We start from the raw sequence: 19,401 nt of genomic DNA, 5'->3' as shown, positions 1-19,401 counted from the left end.
CACCCCGGACACGTCGGAGACCAGCGCGTCGGCGGTCGCGCTGGTCGGGTCCGGCGACGCCGGGGTGTACGCGATGGCCAGCCCTGCCCTGGAGTACGCCGACGAGCGGATCGACGTGGTGGGCGTGCCCGGGGTGACCGCCGCCCTCGCCGCCGGCGCGTTGCTCGGCGCGCCGCTCGGCCACGACCACGCCTACGTGAGCCTCTCCGACCTGCACACCCCGTGGGAGGTCATCGAGCGACGGGTGACCGCCGCCGCCGAGGGTGACTTCGTGACGGTGTTCTACAACCCGCGCAGCCGGGCCCGGGACTGGCAGCTCGGCAAGGCGCTCGGCATCCTCGCCGCGCACCGGCCACTGGACACCCCGGTCGGTGTGGTGCGCAACGCCAGCCGCCCCGGCGAGCAGGTGCACCTGGCGACAGTGGCCACCCTCGACCCGGCGGTGGTCGACATGTACAGCGTCGTCGTGGTCGGCAACAGCGACACCAGGCTGGTCGCCGGCCGGATGGTCACACCACGGGGGTACCGATGGCGGTCGTGACGATCGACGCGTGCCAGGGCTGCGGCGCATGCCTGCTCACCTGCCCCACCCACGCCATCCGACCCGTCCCCGGCGGCCTCACGGTCCGCGCCGACCGTTGCACCGGCTGCCTGGAATGCCTGGAGATCTGCCCCGTCGACGCGATCAGCGTCGCCGCGTCCGACCCTTCCGAAGGAGCCCGATGAGCCGGGTCGTGCACCCGATCGAGGTCGAGTCGTACCGCATCCTGCGCGAGCGCGTCGACCTGTCGCACCTGCCTCCGCTGACCCGGGCGGTGACCGAGCGGGTGGTGCACGCCAGCGCCGACCTCGCGTACGTCGACGAGCTTGTCTGCGACGAGGCCGCCCTCGAATCTGGCCTGGCCGCGCTACGCGCCGGAGCGCCGGTGGTCACCGACGTGGCGATGGTCGCCGCCGGCATCACCCGAGCCGGCCTGGAACTGGTCTGCCCGGTCGCCGAGCCGGCCGCCGCCGAGCTGGGCCGGTCGGCCGGGATCACCCGCTCGGCGGCGGCCGTGCGGATCGCCCTGGACCGGGTCGGCCCCGGCGCGGTCTGGGTGGTCGGCTGCGCGCCGACAGCACTTGTCGAACTACTCACACTGGACGCCGCTCCGGCGCTGGTCGTCGGCCTTCCGGTCGGTTTCGTGGGCGCCGCCGAGTCGAAGGCGGCGCTCCGGGCCAGTGGCCTGCCCGGGGTGTCCAACGTGGGCGAGAAGGGTGGTTCGGCGGTCGCCGCCGCCGCCCTCAACGCCCTGCTCTACGTCGAGGAGAAGTCATGACCGGATTGGTCATCGTCGGGCACGGTACGCGCAGCACGGCCGGGGTCGACCAGTTCGCCGCGCTCGTCGAGCGGGTCCGCCGTCGCGGCGACATCGGGGACGTCGAGGGTGGCTTCATCGAGCTGTCCCGCCCACCGCTGACCGACGCGGTCGGCGCGCTCGTCGCGCGCGGGCACCGCGCGCTGGTGGCCCTGCCGCTGGTACTCACCGGCGCTGGACACGGCAAGGGCGACATCCCCGCCGCGATGGCCCGGGAGCAGGAACGCCACCCCGGGTTGACCTACCGCTACGGCCGCCCGCTCGGCCCGCACCCGCTGCTGCACACCGCCCTCGAAGAACGCATCGACGCCGCGCTGGCGGGTGCCGGTCAAGCCGGCACTGAGCCGGCGGGTGCCGACCGGGCCGGCACTGAGCCGGCGGGTGCCGACCGGGCCGGCACGTGGGTCGCGTTGATCGGGCGGGGGTCCACCGACCCGGACGCCAACGCCGAGGTCGCCAAGGTCGCCCGTCTGCTCTGGGAGGGACGCGGCTACGCCGGTGTCGAGCCGGGGTTCATCTCCCTCGCCCAGCCGTCGGTCCCGGCGGTGCTGGAACGGCTGCGCCGCCTCGGCGCACGGCGGATCGTCGTCGCACCGTACTTCCTGTTCGCCGGGGTGCTGCCGGACCGCATCGTCGCCCAGTCGGCCGAGTTCGCCGCCGCCCACAGCGACCTCGACGTGCGGGTGGCCGAGGTGATCGGCGACTGCGACGCCCTCGCCGACCTGGTACGGGAGCGCTACGCCGAGGCGCTGGGCGGCGACATCCGGATGAACTGCGACACCTGCGCGTACCGGGTGTTGATGCCCGGCTTCGCCGACAAGGTCGGTCGCCCGCAACGCCCGCACGACCACCCCGACGACCCGGTCGGTCACCACCATCACCACGGGCACGACCACCACCACCATGACCACTACGGGCACGAGCACGGGGCGGTCGCTGTGGTCGGCGGCGGGCCGGGGCCCGACGACCTGATCACGGTACGCGGGAGGGCACTGCTCGACGCGGCGGACGTCGTGGTGGTCGACCGGTTGGCCCCGCAGGGGCTGCTCGCCGGGCTGCGCCCCGACGTGCTGGTGGTCGACGCCGCCAAGGTGCCCCGTGGTCCGTCGATGGCCCAGGAGGCCATCAACGCGGCGCTGGTGTCGCACGCCAAGGCCGGCCGCCAGGTGGTACGCCTCAAGGGCGGCGACCCGTACGTCTTCGGGCGCGGTCACGAGGAGGTGCAGGCCTGCGAGGCGGCCGGGGTGCCGGTGACGGTCGTGCCCGGGGTGAGCAGCGCGATCGCCGCTCCGGCCCTCGCCGGTGTGCCGGTCACCCACCGGGGGGTGGCGCACGACCTCACCGTCGTGTCCGGACACCTGCCGCCCGGGCACCCCGACTCGCTCGTGGACTGGGCGGCGCTGGCCCGCGCCCGGGGCACCGTCGTCCTGCTGATGGCCGTCGACACCATCGCCAAGATCGCGGCTGTGCTGATCGAGCACGGCCGCGCCCCGGAGACCCCGGTGCTCGCCGTCCAGGACGCCGGGCTACCCGACCAACTGTCGGTGCCCGCCCGGCTGGACGAGATCGGTGCCGTCGCCGCCCGGGAGGGCGTCGGCCCGCCCGCCGTCTTCGTCCTCGGCCCGGTGGTCGCCCTCACCACCACCGGGCCGACGGGATGACGACTACTCGCTGCGGGCGGTCTCCGGGCCGGTGATGCGTTCCAGCAGCGGCAGTGTGGAGGCGATGACACCCAGGCAGGCGGCCAGCCCGACGACGACGATCACGTAGAAGCGTGGCTCCGGCGCGATCAGCGTGTAGCCCATCTGTGCCCGCAGGAACAGGTGGGCGGCGAGGAGGCCCATCCCGATGGCGACGGCGGCGACGGCGAGCATCGGCACGGCGCTCTCCAACGCCACCACCCGGCGCAGGACCCGCACCGGCGCGCCGCTGAGACGCAGCAGGCTGAACGGGCGTCGGCGTTCGGTGAGACCGCCGATGACGCTGACCGCGAGACTGCACCCGCCGAGCGCCAGGCTGGCGATGATGATCACGTTCGCCAGTTGTTCCCAGCCGCGCAGCGTGTTCGCGAAGTCCGACTCGAAGTCGCCGGGAACGTTCGGCCCCACCCAGAACGTCGGGAAGGCGACCTCCAGCACGGTGCGGGTGCGCTCGATGGCGGCGGCGGAGCCGTCCGTGCCGACGACAATCGACACCACCGGCAGCCGCTGGAGTTCGTCGAGGGTGAGCGACGCGGCGGGCCAGACCGTCGCGGACGACGCCGACTCCCGCCAGCGGCTGAGCCCCATCGGCACCTCGATGACGCTCGCCCCCTCGCTGCACCGGCCGTACGTGCTCGGCAGGTCGGCGCACGCGATCACTCCGGTCTCGCCGCCGTTCATGAGGTTCGGGTTCTCGCGGATGGCGGTCGCGGACCGCACACCGGTGATCGCGTGCAGGTCGGTGAAGAGCGTGTCGGGCACCGACGCTGCCTTCTCGTCGAAGACCGTGGTCACCGTGCCCGCGTCGGTCGAGCCGACCGGCGCCGGGCCGCGGTTGGCGATGATCGTGGTGATCACGCCGACGGCCACGCTCGTCACGAAGAGCGCGAGCATGATGCCGCTGATCGCCCGGAAGCCAGCCTTCGGGTTGTCGGCGAGGCGGCGCGCGGCGATGAGCGTGGCCGGGCGGTTGGCGTACCGGGCCATCACCCGCGCGCCGACCATCGTCAACCATGGGCCGGCGAAGACCAGGCCGGCCATGATGAGCAGCAACCCGGGCAGGAACACCGCCGTCTGGCCGTCGGACGTCTCGGGCCGGAAGCCGAGCGCGAAGACAAGCACGGCGACGCCGAGCAGGGCCGGGATCAGCCGGTACGCGCGCGGTGCCCCGGGGGTGACCCGACGGGTGACGCCCAGCGGCGAGATCCGTACGCGGCGCAGCGAGACCTGGGCCGCCACCGCCGCGCCGGCCGGTACGCCGAGGGCGACGAGCAGGACGTCCAGCAGGCCCAGGGACATGTCACTGGGGAAGAACGGCATGCCGGTGAACGGGATGCCGGCGAGTGGCCCCCGGAACGCGTAGAACAGGCCGAAGCCCACGGCGGTGCCGACGACGGCCGCGGCGGTCGCCTCCACGGCGGCGACGGTCGAGATCTGTCGGGGCGTCGCGCCGACCAGGCGCATGGCGGCGAATCGTTGCTCCCGCCGAGCGGCGCTGAGCCGGGTGGCCGTGCCGATGAAGATCAGCACCGGGAACAGCAGCCCGCCGGCGATCACGCCCAGGATGAGGTTCACAGTGGTCTCGGGGAGTGCGGGAGTGTCGCCGACGCTGCCGACCTGCCGGGCGTTGGGCAGCTTGCCGACGTTCTCCGGGGTGCCGCCCACGATGGCGAGCAGGGTGTCCGGTGAGGTCAGCCCGGCCGGGCCGACGGCACCGAGGTCACGGCCCGGGTAGCGGTCGTTGAGCTGGTCGGCCGGGTGCGCGGCGAACAGTTCCCGCAGCGCGGGTGAGGCGTAGAACTCCCCGGGGCCGGGAGTGCTCGGGATGCCGGCCGGGGTGTCCGCGTTCGGCCCGGTCGCCGCGACGTCGATACGGATGATCTGTGTGCCGTGGAAGTAGTCGTCCCGGGTCGACCACCACAGCGGGTCGACGTCGCCAGCCGTCGAGGCGTTGGGGTAGATCGACGCGTACCGGGTGAGCTGGGCGTTGACCGCGTTGACCCCGGCGAGGGTGGTCAGCAGCAGTCCGCTGCCGACCGCGACGGCGGCGGCGATGACGAGCAGGCGGGTGAGCGCCTCACGGCCGCCGGCCACGGCGAGGCGGAGCCCGAAGCCGATCACGAGGCGATCCGGTCCGGCGCGTTCACGCGCCCGTCGCGGACCATGACCTCGCGGTCGGCGTACGCGGCGATCCTGGCCTCGTGGGTCACCAGGATGACGGTGGTGCCCTGTTCGCGGGCGACGCCGACCAACAGGTCCATGACCTGCTCGCCGGTGAGCGAGTCGAGCGCTCCGGTCGGTTCGTCGGCAAAGAGCACCCGCGGCTCGGCGACCAGGCCGCGGGCGAGGGCGACGCGCTGCGCCTGCCCGCCTGACAGTTCACCCGAGCGGCGCTGTTCCAACCCGTCCAGGCCAAGGCGCGCGAACCAGGCGTACGCCTTCGACAGCGCCTGCTTTCGGCCCACGCCGCTAAGTAGCAGCGGCAGCGCGACGTTCTCCACAGCGGTGAGCTCGGGGACGAGCTGACCGAACTGGAACACGAAACCGAACCGGTCCCGGCGCAGGCTGCTGCGTTCGGTCTCGGTCATGGAGTGCACCGAGGCCCCGTCGAAGAGGATCTCGCCGGCGTCGGGGACCAGGATGCCGGCCAGGCAGTGCAACAGGGTGGACTTGCCCGAGCCGCTGGGGCCCATCACGGCGAGGATCTCGCCCGCCTCCACGGCCACGCTGGCGCCGCGCAGGGCGGGGGTCTGGCCGAAGGAGAACTCCACGGTGCGCGCTTCGATGACGACGCTCACGGCCGCACCTCTTTCCGTAGGGCGTCCAGCCGGGCGCCGGTCATCTCGATCCATCGGAGATCCGCCTCCAGGTGGTAGAGGCCGTGGTCGGCGAGCAGCGCGTCGACAAGGCTGCCGGCGCGCTTGATCTCGGTGAGCTCACGCATCCGGTGCAGGTGCGCGCTGCGCTGGGTGTCGAGGTATTCGGCGGCCGGACGGTCGAGCATCAGCGCGAGCACGACCTTGGCGAAGAGCACCGTCTGCAGGTGCGGTTCCGGGTCGACCGGCTGGGTCAGCCACTGCTCGACTTCGGTCGCGCCGACGTCGGTGATGATGTAGCGCTTGCGGTCGGGGCCGGCGCCGGGGGCGACGTCGCTGATCACCACCTTGCCGTCCCGGGCCAGTCGGCTGAGGGTGGAGTAGACCTGGCCGAACGGCAGCGGCTTGCCGCGCCCGAAGAAGGCGTCGTAGTCGCGTTTCAGGTCGTACCCGTGGCTGGGCTCTCGTTCGAGGAGGCCGAGGAGGGTCAGTGGCACGCTCATGCCAGGAGACTACACCGAGGGTATACCTCGCGTATATACCCTCAGGGCGTTGTCGCTCGGCTCCTGGTCAGGGGAGCGATGGCTGGGTCAGTTCGTCAGGGCGCGGGCCACGGCATAGCCGGCGGTGGCGGCAACGAGCCCGGCAGCGACGCTGCCCAGCACGTAGGCGATCGCGAGGAGCCGGTTGCCGCTCCGGACGAGTCGTAGCGTCTCGTAGCTGAAGGTGGAGTAGGTGGTCAGCGCGCCGCAGAACCCGGTGCCGAGCGCCGCGGTGACAGCCGGGCCGACCGGCCACCCGACGAGCGCGCCGAGCAACAGCGACCCGATCACGTTGACGGTCAGCGTGCCCCAAGGGAACGCCGAGTCGTGCCGGGACTGCACGGCCCGGTCGGTGAGGTAGCGCAACGGAGCGCCGACGGCCGCGCCCAGGGCGATGAGCAGGACGGTCATCAGGCCGCCCTCCGTCGCAGCACCCGGGTGGTCACGGCGTCGCCCAGACCCACCGCGGCGAGCGCCCCGAGCAGCGTCGCGGCCAGGTAGACCAGCGCGGTGCCCGGAGCGCCAGCGACCAGCGCCTGCTGGATGTCGACCGTGTAGGTGGAGAACGTGGTGAACCCGCCGAGCACTCCGACCCCGAGGAACGGGCGAGCCAGGGGATGCCCGCCGTCGAGGCGTCCGAGCACCGCCATCAGCGCGCCGATCAGGAGACAGCCGGACGTGTTGATGCCGAAGGTCGCCCACGGAAACCCTGTGGGGGAGTGCGGTGCGGCGTGCTGCAGGCCGGCCCGGGCCAGCGCGCCGAGCACCCCGCCGACCGCGATGGCGGCCAGGACCGTCGCGGGGTGCGCGGTCAGCTCACCCCGGTCGGCGGGGACCCGGAGGTCGACGTCGGGGTCGGTACGCGGGTCCAGCGGCTCTGCCACGGGTCCCCAGCGTAGTGCCGCCACCTGCGGCCCGAGTGCGCTGCCGCCACCTGCGGCCCGGCTGCGCTGCCGCCACCTGCGGCGTCGGCGCGCGCCCCGACGGTGGTGTCAGCGAACTGCTGCGACGGCGGCGTCCGGGCCGCCCCGCCACACCGTGCCGACCTCGCTGAACCCGGCGGCGGTGAGCGCGGCGAGGTGCCAGGAGACCGGCGGGTTCCACTCCGGGCTGTGCCCGGTCGGGTAGATGTCCTGTCGCTGGCGCACCAACGGGGACAGCGCCGGATCCGCGCCGGCCCGATCCCACCAGTCCGACCAGGACAGCATCGTGCCGGCCGCGTACCGGGCGTTGCGCCGGTTCCGGGCCCGGTCCATCAGCCGCTTGGTCAGCTCCGGCAGGCCGTCGTCCGGCATGTGGTCGGCGTTGGCGAAGACACCGCCCGGTCGCAGCACGTCGCGCAGCTCGGCGTAGAGCTGACCGAGTCGGTCGGCTGGCACCCAGTGCAGAGCGGTGGCGGTGAGTACGGCGTCGTACTCGCGGTGGGGGAGCGCGGAGCGCCAGTCCGGGGTGCCGAGGTCGGCCGTGACGATGGTGGCCCGGTCACCCAGTGAGGCGCGGGCGATGGCGAGCAGTGCCGGGTCGAGGTCCAGCAGTGTCGCCTCCGCGTCGGGGAAGCGCGCCAGTGTGCGCAGCGAGATGCTGCCGGTGCCACCGGCCAGGTCGAGCACGCGCGGTGGCTGACCGTCGAGGATCGCGTCGACGGTGTCGAGCATGGCGGTGAACCGGTGTTCCCGGTCCGGCATGAACGCCTCCTGCTGGCGGTCTCAGCTCTCCTGCCACGCCCACGGATCCGTGATGTAAGGACTCATGGAAGGAAGGCTAGTTACGTCGCATCGGCGTTGTCCAGACCTTGTTGCACATAACTTGCAACTGCGAGATGATGGCGGGGCGATGATCAGGGTGACGCCGGGTCGGGCATCCGCCCGGCCCGGCGTACTCCTGTCGGCGGCTCAGGCCGCCGTTTCGACCAGGTCCGCTTCGGCCGTCGTCGGCTCGCTGCGGCGGGCCAGGCGCAGCGCCCCGAGGAGGACGCCCAGCCCGGCCAGTGTGAGCGCGGCGCCGGCCCAGATCGGCGAGGTGTAGCCGAGTCCGGCGGCGATGGTCACCCCGCCGATCCAGGCGCCCAGCGCGTTGCCGAGGTTGAACGCGGCGATGTTCGCGCCGGACGCCAGGGTCGGTGCCTGGTGCGCGTAGTGCATGATCCGCATCTGCAACGGCGGCACCGTGGCGAAGCCGAACCCGCCCATCAGCACCAGCGAGACGATGGTCAACACCGTGCTGGTGGCGGTCAGCGCGAAACCGACGAGCACGACGGTGAGCACCGCCAGGACGGTGACCAGGGTGCGCGACAGAGACCGGTCGGCTGCCCGGCCGCCGAGCAGGTTGCCGGCGAAGAGTCCCACTCCGAAGAGGACGAGCAGCCACGGCACCGTGCTGCTGGCGAAGCCGCTGACCTCGGTCAGCGTGTAGGCGATGTAGGTGAACGCGCCGAACATCCCGCCGAAGCCCAGGACCGTGATCACCAGGGAGAGCCAGACCTGCGAATGGGTGAAGGCGCGCAGTTCGCCGCGTAGCCCGGCGGCCGGACGATCGGCGCTGGCGGTGTCGCGAGCCGGGATGAGCAGGGCCAGCCCGATCAGCGCGACGACGCCGATCGCGGTGATCGCCCAGAACGTCGACCGCCAGCCGAAGTGCTGCCCCAGGAAGGTGCCGAAGGGGACGCCGAGGACGTTAGCGATGGTCAGGCCGGCGAACATCATGGCGATGGCGCCCGCCCGGCGGGCCGGTGCGACCAGGCCGGCAGCCACCACGGCGCCGATGCCGAAGAACGCGCCGTGGCAGAGGGCGGCGACGATCCGGCCGGCCATCATCACGGCGTAGTCGCCGGCGAGGGCGGAGAGCAGATTGCCGATGATGAAGAGCACCATCAGGCCGAGCAGCACCGGCTTGCGGGGCAGCCGGGTGACCGCCGCGGTGAGGGCGACCCCGCCGACGGCCACGCTGAGCGCGTAGCCGGAGATCAGCCAGCCGGCCACCGGCTCGGTGACCGCGAAGTCGGCGGCCACCTCGGGCAGTAGGCCCATGATCACGAATTCGGTGAGTCCGATGCCGAAGGCGCCGATGGCCAGCGCGATCAGGCCAGGCGGCAGGGACTGTTGGCGTACGGACATGGTCTTCCCATCGGGGAGGGGTCAGATGGACGGCGCGTGCAACTACCCGCGTCAGCAAGAAAATACTTGCACGCGCTTTATATCGGCGCAAGCGTGGTAGCCTGGGGCCGTCCAGATCACACCCGAGGAGGGGCCGGCATGGGCATCGCCGACGACGCCGTCGAGATCCGCGCGCAGGGTTGGCGCACCCTCGCCGCCCTGCACGGGCTGATCGAGGCCTCCCTGGAGCGGGCGTTGCAGGCCGGTCACGAGCTGTCCGTCGTCGAATACACGGTCCTCGACGCACTCTCGCGTCAGCACGGTTGGCACATGCGGATGAGTCAGCTCGCCCGCGCCGCCGCCCTGTCCGGCAGCGCCACCACCCGCCTGGTCACCCGCCTGGAGCAACGCGGTCTGCTCACCCGCATCCTCTGCGCCGACGACCGGCGCGGCATCTACACCGAGCTGACCCCGGCCGGCTCCGAGCTGCTCGGCCAGGCCCGGCCCACGCACGACCGGGTGCTCGGCGACGCGCTCGCCGAAGCGGAGGCCACCCCCGAGCTGGCCCCGCTGGTCGACGCCCTGCACCGGCTGCCCGCCGCCCGCTGACCGCCGCGTCAGCCTGGCGGGCGGAGGTCGCCGCGGACGCGGCTGAGCGGGCCGGCGCGACGCTCGCCGAGCTGGTGAAGAACACCATCGGGGTGAGCGTTGCCGTCGACGTCCTCGCCCCAGAGGCGGTGGAGCGGTCGATGGGCAAGATGCGCCGCATCGTCGACCAACGACCAACGACCAACGACCGGCGGCCCGCTGACCGCTGGCCACCCCGGTCGGCCGGTGCTGTCCCCTGTAGAGCTGCCCCGGACGTGGGGCGGCTGCTCTGATCCGTCCGGACCGGGGTTTCGGGGGCCCGCCCCGACGTCGGTGGAGACATAGGATGCGACCCATGCGCGTGCTGGTGGTCTCCGCCCCGCTCGTCGGGCACGTCTTCCCGCTGGTGCCGCTCGCGGTCGCGCTGCGCGACGCCGGCCACGACGTGCTGCTGGCCACCGGCGGCGGTGGTCTGACCGCCGCCGACGCCGGGCTGGCCGTTCACGACATCGCACCGAGCTTCGACTTCGGGCGGATCGCGCTGCGCGTCTTCCCCCGCCACCCGCTGATCGCCCGCGCCGAAATGGCCGGCACCGCCGGCACCCGGGGCGCCGGCCTGCTCTTCGGCGCGCTCAACGACCAGCTCACCGACCCGGTGGTAGCACTGGCCGCCCGCTGGCGGCCGGACCTGGTGCTGCACGAGCCGTTCGCGGTCGCCGGCGCGGTGGCCGCCGCGCGCCTCGACGTGCCGGCCGTACGCCAGGAGAACGCCCTCTTCGACGGCCGCGACCTGGTCCGCGCGACCACCGCCCGGCTCGGCGCCGCACTGCGCCGGCACGGTCTGACCGAACTGCCGCCACCTGCCGCCGCCCTCGCCGTGGCCCCTCCCAGCGTCGCCACCCAGGCCGGGTGGCCGATGCGGTACGACTCCTACATCGGCGGCGGCGAGCTGCCGGCCTGGCTGCGCGAGCCGGGCGAGCGTCAGCGGATCCTGGTCACCCGCAGCACCCTGACCGGCCCGGGCGACCGGGGGCCGATGCCCGCCGTGGTGGCCGCCGCCGCTCAGGTGGACGCCGAGATCGTGCTGGTCCGACCGGACGAGCGGTCGACCCGTTCGCTGCCCGGCAACGTGCGGGTGGTCGACTGGATCCCGCTGGACGCGGCGATGCCGGCGAGCGCTGCGCTGGTCCACCACGGTGGGGCGGGCAGCGTCTTCGGCGCCCTCGTCGCAGGTCTGCCCCAGCTCGCCACCGTCGGTCCGGGGGACCGGCGGCACAACGCCGAGCTGGTCGCCCGTCGCGGCGCCGGTCTGGCGCTGCGCCCCCGGGACATCACCGCCCAGGCGCTGACCCGCCTGCTCACCGACGACGCGCTGCGCACCGCCGCCGGTCAGGTGAGCCGGGAGATCGCCGCGATGCCGCCGCCGACCGACCTCGTCGCGCGACTGGCGGCGTTGGTCTGACCGCTGCCCCGCGTGGCTAGCCCGGGCGTGTGCTTGGCGGCGTTGGTCTGACCTCCGCCCCGCGTGGCCACCCTTCGTAGGCGGCCGGTTGCGGCAGGATGACGTGATGCGACACGTCGTGCTGTTCCACTCCGTGTACGGGCTGCGGCCCGCCGTACGCGCCGCCGCCGACCGGTTGCGCGCCGCCGGGCACCAGGTCAGCACCCCTGATCTGTACGGCGTTCCGGCCGTCGACACCGTCGAGGAGGGCTTCGCGCTGCTCGACAAGGTCGGTCAGGAGGTGGTGCTCGACCGGGCCCGGCACGCGCTGAACGACCTGCCACCCGAGACGGTTCTCGCCGGCTTCTCGATGGGCGCCGGCGTGGCCGGGGCGCTGCTGGCCGAGCGACCCGACGCGGGCGGGCTGCTCCTGCTGCACGGCACCGGCGGCGCGCCGGACGCGGTCCGGCCCGGGTTGCCGGTGCAGCTGCACCTCGCCCACCCCGACCCGTACGACACTCCGGACGAGGTCGACGAGTGGCAGCAGGCGATGACCGACGCCGGCGCCGACCTGACGGTCTTCCGTTACCCCGGCGTGGGTCACCTGTTCACCGACCCGGAAGCCGGCGAGTACTCCCCGGACGCCAGCACGGCGACCTGGCCCAGGGTGCTGGCCTTCCTGGCAGCCTAGTGAGCATCAGGGCCCGCGGAGCAGCACGACCGTCGATGGTTGCCGCGCCTGCCTAGCCTGAGGACAGGCTCCCCTCCTCGAAGGGCACAGGCGTGAACGAGACGGTCCTGAACGTCATCGGTCTGATGCTGGTCGCGATATCGCTGTGCTTCTCCGCGCTGCAGACCCGAGAGGTGGCGAGGCAGAGCCGGATCAACAACGGCATCGGCTCGGCCAGCGCGCTCGTCGAGGTCAACAACCTCATCCGTTCCTGGCACGAACGCCTGCTCCAGGACCCGTCGGCGCGGCCGTACTTCTTCGACGGGAAGCCCTGCGCGCCGGACGACGCGGAGCGGCCGAAGGTGTTGATCTTCGCGGAACTCCTCGGCGACGTGCTCGAGTGCAATCTTCAGATGGCCTCGCTGCTGCCCGCCTTCGACTTCGCCCACTCGTGGCATCACTGGCCGGCCGAGATGCTGCGGCAGAGCCCGATCCTCGACGAGGTGGTGGCGAGTCACCCCGAGTGGTGGCCGACGCTCCACCTGCTCCAGCAGCAGATTCGCGCCGGCGTACCGCAGGCCCATCCCCTCCTGCGCACGCCCACATCCCGGTGGCGGCCGTCGCGCTCCCGTGCCGGGGCAGGCGGCCGTCTGGACCGCGACGCCCTCGCCGGGACGGCCGTCCCGGTGGGCGACGAGGCCGCGATCCCGCCGCAACGATGAGGCCCGGGGCCGGGCTCCCGCGCGATGTGCGACAGCGCCGCCCTCACGGGGTACCCGAGCCCGGCAGGCCCGACGTCGGGTCGGATCGTCGGGCCTGTCGGGTCGGTTGTCGGCCTCGCTCAGCGGGCCCCGGCGCCGATGCGCGGGGGAGTGGCAGTGCCGTGCACACGCTTGGCGTGGCTGGCGAACAGTCGGGGTCCGATGATCGGCATGAGCAGGCGGGCCGGCAGCGGGGCGTGCGCCAGCACCGCCTTGATCACCTCGGGGTCGCCCTCGTACATGGCCAGGCCGAAGGCCAGTGGCAGCTGCTTCTTCGGGGACTTGCTCATCCCGTGCTCGCCGAGCTGCATCCACTCCGCGGCCGTGACGTGCCGTTCCGCCAGGGGCAGGATCTCGGCCTCCTCCATGGCCATGTGCTCGATCAGCGCCACGCGGAGGTGCTCGAACGCGTCAGCGAGCTGGTCACCGCCGCGACCGGTACGACGCCAGGCGGGCAGCAGGGCGACCGCTGCCCCGTGGGCCTCCTCGATGGCGTGGTGTTGCTTCTCCATGGTGGGCACGATGGCCGCGGCCGCCTCCCCGCCGCGCTCGACGAGCCGCGGCCACAGCAGCAGATCCTCGCCCTCGTGGTGCAGGTGCAGCATGTGGCAGAGCAGCTCGGCGTGGGCGCCGACGGTCTCCGCTCGCTTGGCGTCACCTGGTGTGACGTCGCGGACGAGCTGCGGCAGCAGGCTGAACTCGCGACGGAACGTCGTGTGGGCCATGTACATGTCGCGCACGTCCGCCATGGCTTCGCGGTGGTTCTGGTTCACGGTGACCTTTCCGAGGATCAACTGGCACAGATCTGTTGATCATTCTCGGTGCCACTTGGAACCGGCTTGGAATCCACCAACCGCGACGGTCAGCCGGCCAGCGCCGCCGTGGCCGCGGCCAGCCAGTGCGGCGACTCCCACCGGCGGGCCACCCCGGCCGCCAGCGTGAAGTGCCGCGTCGCCTCCTCGGTGCGTCCCAGCAGCTGGAACAGTTCCCCGAGCGTCAACGCGACCGGGCGCACCACGGCCGCGGTGGTGGCGAAACCGGCCAGTTGGTCGCGTACCGGCAGCAGGGCGTCGATCACCTGTGGGGCGAGGTCCCGTCGACCCAGTGCCACGATGACCATCCCGCGCACGCTGAGCAGCGCCGACTCGAAGTAGTCGGGGCGGTACGTGTGCCGCCCGAGCGGCATGGCGCGTGCCTCGTACACCCGTCCGCTCCCGATCAGCGCCAGCGCCAGCAGGTCGTCCACGATCGGCCCCAACGACTCGCGTACCCGCCGGGTGGCCTCCACGTGCTCGCCGATGCGTCCCTGGCTGATCAGCAGGGTCGCCACGGAGAAGTAGTGGAAGGCCTCGGCGTGCAGCGAACCCTGCCGCCGCATCTGCACGGCGACCTCGTCGTAGTGCCGTCGCGCCGCGACGAAGTCACCGGCGACGTGGGCGAGGGCGCCCAGGGCACACAGGTGGATCACCTGCGCCTCGTTGAGCTGGTACGTCCCGGTTAGCCGGCCGTGTCGGGCGACGCTGGCGCGGAGCTCGTCCGGCTCGTTGAGCGCCGCGGCGCAGTGGCCGAGCACCTGTTCGGCGACCGAGCGATAGGTCACCAGCCCGTGGTCGTCGGCGAGGTCACGCAGCTCCAGGGCCAGTTCCCGACGGTGCGTCGCGTCGCGTTCGTAGCTCATGGTGCGGACCCGCGCGGCCAGCCCGAGGGCGCGCAGTTCGGGATCGCCCAGTCGCCGCGACAACGCCAGAGCCTCCCGCCCGGACGCCGCGCCCCGAGGGTCCGCCTCGCCGTCCAGTTCGGTGGCCAGCGCGTCGAGCAGTCGGCAGCGGGCGACCGGGTCCAGATCGTCGGTACGCAGGAGTCGGGTGAGCAACTCCACGATCCGGTGGTCCACCACGCCGTACGCGTGCGTCAACCACGGTGTCGGGACGGTCCACGCGGTGAAGGCCGCGACCAGCAGATCGTCCCGACCGGACGCGGCGGCGACGTCGATCGCCCGGGCGCGGGTCGCCCGGGCGGCGGCCACCGCACCGGCCCGAGCCTGGGCCCGCAACAACCGGCCGAGCAGGTCGACCCGCAGCGCGTCCCGATCCCCGGCGACCGTCGCGGCGGCGTCGAGCGCGTTGCCGAGCACCTCGATGGCGGTGTCGTACGCGTACCGCCGCTCGGCCAGCTCGGCGGCGCGGATGGCGTAGTCGACGGCGAGCGGAGCGGTGTCGGCCGACGCGGCGCGGGCGTAGTGGTAGGCCAGCGACGGGTAGTCAGCGGGTGCCAGTCGGCGGGTGGCGTCCGCGACCCGGGCGTGCAGGCGGGTCCGGCGCAGGTGGGACAGGTCGGTGTAGATGGTGTCGCGGACCAGGCCGTGCACGAAGCGCACCCGACCGGGGACCGGTTCGGTGAGCAGGCCGGCGGTCAGTCCGACCTCCACGGCTTCGAGGGTGGACGCCTCGTCGACGTCGGCGGCGTCGACAAGTGTCGGTAGGTCCGCCTCCCGCCCCAGCGTGGCGGCGAGACGCAGCACCGAGATCGCCGACGACGGCAGGCGGGCGAGTCGGCGGCGCAACACGTCGCGTACCCCCTCCGGCACGTCGGAGGTGGCGACGAGCGTGCCCTCGGCGGCGAGCAGCCGCGCCGACTCCCGGACGTAGAACGGGTTCCCGCCGGTGCGTTCGGTCAGCGCGGCGACCGTGTCCGAGTCGAGGGTGGTCCGGGCCAGCGCGCCGAGCAGCCGTTCGACCTCGGCCGTGGCCAGGCCCCCCAACTGGATCCGGTGGGGTGACCGACGAGCCAGGACGGCCATCGTGTCGGCGAGCCGCTCGCGGTTGTCAGTGGGCCGCATCGCCGCGACGAACAGCACGGCGCCGGTGGTCAGCTCGGTGACGCTGTTCAGCAGGAGCAGCGTTTCGGCGTCGGCGGCGTGCAGGTCGTCGAGGACGACAGCTACCGGCCTGCGGACCGCTGTCGCGTCCAACCACGCTCCGACGGCGCGGTGCAACCGGAACCGGCCGGCGGCGACGTCACCACCCGACTCGCCGTCGCTACCGCCGAGCAGCGGGGCGAGCGCCGACGCGAAACCCCCCGGCGGCGTCTCCTCGGCGAGCTGCCGCAGCGCCTCGACCCACGGCCAGGCCGGCGGCGCGCCCTCGACCTCCGGGCAGCGGCCGACGGCGACCAGCCAGCCGCGCGAGCTGAGTTCCTCCCGGAACCGGCTGAGCACCGTCGTCTTGCCCGCGCCGGCCTCGCCGCTGACGATCGCGACACGCGGCCCGCTCGTCACGCACTCGGCGGCCGCCTGCCCGAGAGCCGCCAGTTCGGCCTCCCGTCCGACGAACACCTCCTCGGTCGCCGGTGGCGGGGCGACGATCCGTGCCGCCGTCGCGACCACCGGCGGAAGCAGGTCGAGACGCTGGGCCAGGATCGCGGATTCCAGCTCGACCAGGGCCGGGCCCGGATCCAGACCGAGCTGGTCGGCCAGCGTCGCCCGGGCCCGACGCAGCGCCGCGAGGGCGTCGCCCTGCCGGCCGGTACGCCACAACGCCAGCGCCAGCAGCCGCCAACTCTCCTCCCGCAGCGGTGCCTGCCGGGTCAGCACCTCCGCCTCCGGCACCGCCTCGGCCGCGTCGCCACCGCGCACTGTCACGTCGAGCAGCAGCTCCCGGGCGGCGAGGCGCAGCTCCTCCAACCGCAGCACCTCCGGCTGCGCCCACGGTTCCTCGACGAACTCGGCGTACGCGGGCCCGCGCCACAGGTCGAGTCCGGTGACCAGCAGCCGGCGTGCCCGGCCCGGGTCGGCGGCGTTGACAGCGCGTGCGTCGGCGAGCAGCGCCTCGAACCGACTGGCGTCGACGGCGTCGGTGGGCACCCGGATCGCGTAGCCGGGTGGGGCGGTGACCAGGACCCGCGCCGGCGCCCGGCGTTCGCGGGCCGGTTCCAACAGGCGGCGCAGGTGCGAGACGTACGCCTGCAGGGAGGCGATCGCCCGTGGCGGGGGGTCACCCCGCCACAGATCCTCGATCATCCGACCGACGGAGACGACCTCGCCTCGGGCCGCCAGCAGCAGCGCGAGCACGGCGCGTTGGCGGGGGCCACCGAGGTCGACCGGTCCGCCTGTGTCGACCTCGACCTCGAGCGGCCCGAGCACCCGTAGCAGCATGACTGGGCCGATCCTAGTCGCCCGCGTACGGGCTCACCGGCTGCCGGTGGACAACGGACGACCAGCTCACCGGGGGCCTGCGCGGTGTCGCGTCGGTGCGCGGGCCGTCCGGAACGTGCCTCCTTCGATATCCTGACGCCGACATCATGATCGCCGTCGACGGGGTGGGGCGATGACGACGACTGCCTACGACGAGTACGTACGGTCGCACTGGTCCGGGCGGGCTGCCGCGTACGACCGCAGCCTCGCCGCGCTCTGCGCCCATCCGGCGCCATCGTTGTTGGACGCCGTGGACGTCGGTGCGGGCACCCGCGTGCTCGACGCCGGCACCGGTTCCGGCACCGTGGCAGCGTTGGCGAGCGCTCGTGGCGCGGTCGTCGTCGCCGTCGACGCCGAGCCGAGCATGGTGGAGTTGACGCGCCGCCGTGTCCCGTCGGCCGAGGAGGTGCGACTCGCGGCCCTGCCCCGCCTTCCGTTTACCTCCGGATCCTTCGACGCAGCCGTGGCGAACTTCGTGATCAACCACGTGGGTGATCCGCGTGCGGCGGTCGACGAGCTCCGACGGGTCGTCCGGCCGGCCGGTCGGATCGCGGTGACGATCTGGCCCGACCCGCCGCCCGAGGCGCAGAGCCTGTGGGGGAGGGTCTTCGACGCCGCCGGGGTCGACCGTCCGACCGCGCCGACGGTGGACGTGGACAGGGACTTCCCCCGTACCCCGGATGGCCTCGGCGGGTTGCTCGACGCCGCGGGTCTCGCCGACGTGCGGTGCGAGACGATCACCTGGGCGCATCGCACCGACCCCGAGGCGTGGTGGAGCGGCCCCGCCAATGGCATCAGCAAGCCCGGCCTGGTGCTGGTCGCCCAACCTCCGGACGTGCTGGCCCGCATCCGGGCCGTGTACGACGAGGTGACCGCTTCCTACCGGGACGCGGACGGCCTGCTCGCGCTGCCCACGGCGGCACTGCTGGCCTCGGCGACCGTACCCCTGGCACCGCCCGGCTGACCTCGGTCCGGCGGGGATGGGGCCCGGCGTCGACAATGTGCGGCATGGAATTCCTGTGCTACCACCGTGACCGGCCCGGCTCGGGCGCGTTACGCGACGAGTTGTTGGCCGAGCACTGGTCCTACATGGACCGGTTCGCGACGGAGATGATCGCTCGCGGCCCGACTCTGTCCGGTGACACCGCCACCGGCAGCGTGCACATCGTCGATCTGCCCGACTCGGCCGCCGCGCGGGCGTTCGCCTTCGACGAGCCCAACTACCAGGCCGGCGTCTACCGGGATGTGCTGGTGCGCCGGTGGCGCAACACGCTGGGCCGCACGATGTGGGACTTCCCGGGCGGTCGGACCGGCGGTGACAGGTACCTGGTGCTCGGTCTCGGGGAGGGGCAGGCCGTCGACCTGGCCGTGCCACCCGACCCGGACGAGCTGATCGCGTACGGGCCGCTGCTGTCCGACGACGGCGGCACGTGGCTGGGCACCGCCGCGCTACTCCGGGCGTCGTCCCGGGACGCGGCCCGCGCCATCCTGACCGTGGACCGGTACGCCGACGTCGAGGTGCACGACTGGCAGTTCGGTGGGCGACCGACCTGACCTCGCTCCCGCCGACTAGCGCGGGATGGCCGGCGTGAGCGTGGCAGCTCAACAGGGCGGTGCTCGGCCTCCGACGACCATTGAGACGGGGCCTCACGCCGAGGCGGCCAGGCCGTCCGCCCAATGGGCCACCGGAGGGCGTGGCAGGGCGCGCACCACCCCGAGCGGGCTCCCGACGTCGGCAGGCGCGGTGCGTTCGGCTGACCCCGGCACGGCAGGTACGACGCGGATCGACGCCGAGGCCCGGTCCGCGCCGGGCGCCCGATGCCCGCCCGCATGGGTAGTCGTCGTGGACCCTCGGGTCGGCGGCACGCCGCCCGTCGACGCGACGACCCGGAGTCGGCGCAGCCTCGGGTCCGTTCCGAGAGGGGACGCGGCCGGTGAGGTGGTCACCGTCGGGCTGCGGGGCCGGTGGCGCGACACGTCGGAGGGCGACACCGCGAAGACGGCGTCGAGGCGGTTGGTGGGCGCGACGGCGGCGCCGAGCCGGCTGTTCCGCGCACGAACGGCCTCGAGGGGCACGACCTCGGCCCGCGGTACGCCCTCGGCACGCCGTACGGCCTTGCCGCTGGCGGCGGCACGACCGGCGCCAGCCGGGCGGGCGTCGACCTGGGCGCCGAAGCGGACGACGTGCACAGGCTCGGCGTCCGGGTCCTCGTCGATGGCGTCGAGGGCTTCCGTCCAGGT

The 19,401-nt window shown here is 73.3% G+C and carries 20 protein-coding genes and 1 pseudogene; 11 read left to right on the top strand and 10 right to left on the bottom strand.

Translation table 11 applies throughout. The features are described 5' to 3' along the window. From ACWCO3_RS15280 to cobA, 4 genes are all read left to right on the top strand, one after another. Positions 1-541, top strand: a 541-nt coding sequence (locus tag ACWCO3_RS15280) for an SAM-dependent methyltransferase (protein ID WP_450010446.1), incomplete at its 5' end; no start/stop codon positions are given. Beyond that, the gene (locus ACWCO3_RS15275) at positions 529-726 is read left to right on the top strand and encodes a DUF362 domain-containing protein (protein ID WP_145781421.1); all 198 of its coding nucleotides are present in this window, start codon (positions 529-531) and stop codon (positions 724-726) included. The genes ACWCO3_RS15280 and ACWCO3_RS15275, both read left to right, overlap by 13 nt. Further along, positions 723-1,319, top strand: a complete 597-nt coding sequence (locus tag ACWCO3_RS15270; protein WP_145781424.1) for a precorrin-8X methylmutase — start codon at positions 723-725, stop codon at positions 1,317-1,319. The genes ACWCO3_RS15275 and ACWCO3_RS15270 overlap by 4 nt, the downstream gene beginning before the upstream one ends. Then, positions 1,316-3,019 carry a uroporphyrinogen-III C-methyltransferase gene (cobA, locus tag ACWCO3_RS15265; RefSeq protein ID WP_450010444.1) on the top strand — a complete coding sequence of 568 codons (1,704 nt, stop codon included), beginning with the start codon at positions 1,316-1,318 and terminating at the stop codon, positions 3,017-3,019. The genes ACWCO3_RS15270 and cobA overlap by 4 nt, the downstream gene beginning before the upstream one ends. Before the next feature lie 3 nt (positions 3,020-3,022). Here the strand turns inward: cobA and ACWCO3_RS15260 are convergent, their stop codons facing one another. From ACWCO3_RS15260 to ACWCO3_RS15230, 7 genes are all read right to left on the bottom strand, one after another. Continuing rightward, positions 3,023-5,179: an FtsX-like permease family protein gene (locus ACWCO3_RS15260; RefSeq protein ID WP_450010442.1), complete on the bottom strand. Its 2,157-nt coding sequence runs from the start codon at positions 5,177-5,179 to the stop codon at positions 3,023-3,025. Then, complete coding sequence (locus ACWCO3_RS15255; RefSeq protein ID WP_450010440.1) at positions 5,176-5,856, bottom strand: ABC transporter ATP-binding protein; 681 nt, start codon at positions 5,854-5,856, stop codon at positions 5,176-5,178. Before ACWCO3_RS15255 ends, ACWCO3_RS15260 begins: the two co-directional genes overlap by 4 nt. Continuing rightward, on the bottom strand, positions 5,853-6,377 hold the full coding sequence (locus ACWCO3_RS15250) for a PadR family transcriptional regulator (protein WP_145781434.1): 525 nt from the start codon (positions 6,375-6,377) through the stop codon (positions 5,853-5,855). Before ACWCO3_RS15250 ends, ACWCO3_RS15255 begins: the two co-directional genes overlap by 4 nt. Before the next feature lie 87 nt (positions 6,378-6,464). Then, positions 6,465-6,827, bottom strand: coding sequence for a fluoride efflux transporter CrcB (gene crcB, locus ACWCO3_RS15245; RefSeq protein WP_450010438.1), 363 nt, complete (start codon positions 6,825-6,827; stop codon positions 6,465-6,467). After that, positions 6,827-7,300: a fluoride efflux transporter FluC gene (locus tag ACWCO3_RS15240; RefSeq protein ID WP_358163832.1), complete on the bottom strand. Its 474-nt coding sequence runs from the start codon at positions 7,298-7,300 to the stop codon at positions 6,827-6,829. The genes crcB and ACWCO3_RS15240 overlap by 1 nt, the downstream gene beginning before the upstream one ends. Before the next feature lie 108 nt (positions 7,301-7,408). After that, positions 7,409-8,101, bottom strand: a complete 693-nt coding sequence (locus tag ACWCO3_RS15235) for a class I SAM-dependent methyltransferase (RefSeq protein ID WP_450010436.1) — start codon at positions 8,099-8,101, stop codon at positions 7,409-7,411. 207 nt (positions 8,102-8,308) lie between these two features. After that, entirely contained in the window at positions 8,309-9,529 is a 1,221-nt protein-coding gene (locus tag ACWCO3_RS15230; protein ID WP_358163828.1) for an MFS transporter, read from the bottom strand. A 138-nt stretch (positions 9,530-9,667) separates the two neighbouring features. On the opposite strand from ACWCO3_RS15230, the gene ACWCO3_RS15225 reads away from it, so the two are divergent. From ACWCO3_RS15225 to ACWCO3_RS15205, 5 genes are all read left to right on the top strand, one after another. Then, positions 9,668-10,117 carry a MarR family winged helix-turn-helix transcriptional regulator gene (locus ACWCO3_RS15225; protein WP_278146187.1) on the top strand — a complete coding sequence of 150 codons (450 nt, stop codon included), beginning with the start codon at positions 9,668-9,670 and terminating at the stop codon, positions 10,115-10,117. Beyond that, complete coding sequence (locus tag ACWCO3_RS15220; protein ID WP_450010448.1) at positions 10,114-10,389, top strand: hypothetical protein; 276 nt, start codon at positions 10,114-10,116, stop codon at positions 10,387-10,389. Before ACWCO3_RS15225 ends, ACWCO3_RS15220 begins: the two co-directional genes overlap by 4 nt. Before the next feature lie 62 nt (positions 10,390-10,451). Continuing rightward, positions 10,452-11,558, top strand: a complete 1,107-nt coding sequence (locus ACWCO3_RS15215) for a nucleotide disphospho-sugar-binding domain-containing protein (protein ID WP_145781447.1) — start codon at positions 10,452-10,454, stop codon at positions 11,556-11,558. 106 nt (positions 11,559-11,664) lie between these two features. Continuing rightward, positions 11,665-12,228: a dienelactone hydrolase family protein gene (locus tag ACWCO3_RS15210; protein ID WP_145781449.1), complete on the top strand. Its 564-nt coding sequence runs from the start codon at positions 11,665-11,667 to the stop codon at positions 12,226-12,228. Between the two features lie 92 nt (positions 12,229-12,320). Continuing rightward, positions 12,321-12,929, top strand: a complete 609-nt coding sequence (locus ACWCO3_RS15205) for a hypothetical protein (protein WP_145781452.1) — start codon at positions 12,321-12,323, stop codon at positions 12,927-12,929. Between the two features lie 119 nt (positions 12,930-13,048). On the opposite strand, the gene ACWCO3_RS15200 is transcribed toward ACWCO3_RS15205, so the two are convergent. Further along, complete coding sequence (locus ACWCO3_RS15200; protein WP_167524954.1) at positions 13,049-13,717, bottom strand: hemerythrin domain-containing protein; 669 nt, start codon at positions 13,715-13,717, stop codon at positions 13,049-13,051. A 113-nt stretch (positions 13,718-13,830) separates the two neighbouring features. Further along, positions 13,831-17,109: an ATP-binding protein gene (locus ACWCO3_RS15195; RefSeq protein ID WP_450010431.1), complete on the bottom strand. Its 3,279-nt coding sequence runs from the start codon at positions 17,107-17,109 to the stop codon at positions 13,831-13,833. 184 nt (positions 17,110-17,293) lie between these two features. Between ACWCO3_RS15195 and ACWCO3_RS15190 the strand changes: the two genes are divergently transcribed. Then, positions 17,294-18,124, top strand: coding sequence for a class I SAM-dependent methyltransferase (locus ACWCO3_RS15190; protein ID WP_450010429.1), 831 nt, complete (start codon positions 17,294-17,296; stop codon positions 18,122-18,124). A gap of 44 nt (positions 18,125-18,168) precedes the next feature. After that, on the top strand, positions 18,169-18,714 hold the full coding sequence (locus ACWCO3_RS15185) for a YciI family protein (RefSeq protein ID WP_145781458.1): 546 nt from the start codon (positions 18,169-18,171) through the stop codon (positions 18,712-18,714). 93 nt (positions 18,715-18,807) lie between these two features. Here the strand turns inward: ACWCO3_RS15185 and ACWCO3_RS15180 are convergent. Continuing rightward, positions 18,808-19,401, bottom strand: a pseudogene (locus ACWCO3_RS15180) (hypothetical protein); the annotation flags it as partial.

The sequence above is a fragment of the Micromonospora sp. NPDC002411 genome (assembly GCF_053592955.1).
Note: the sequence above shows the minus strand (reverse complement) of the source record. Positions and strands in the feature narration are given on the sequence as shown.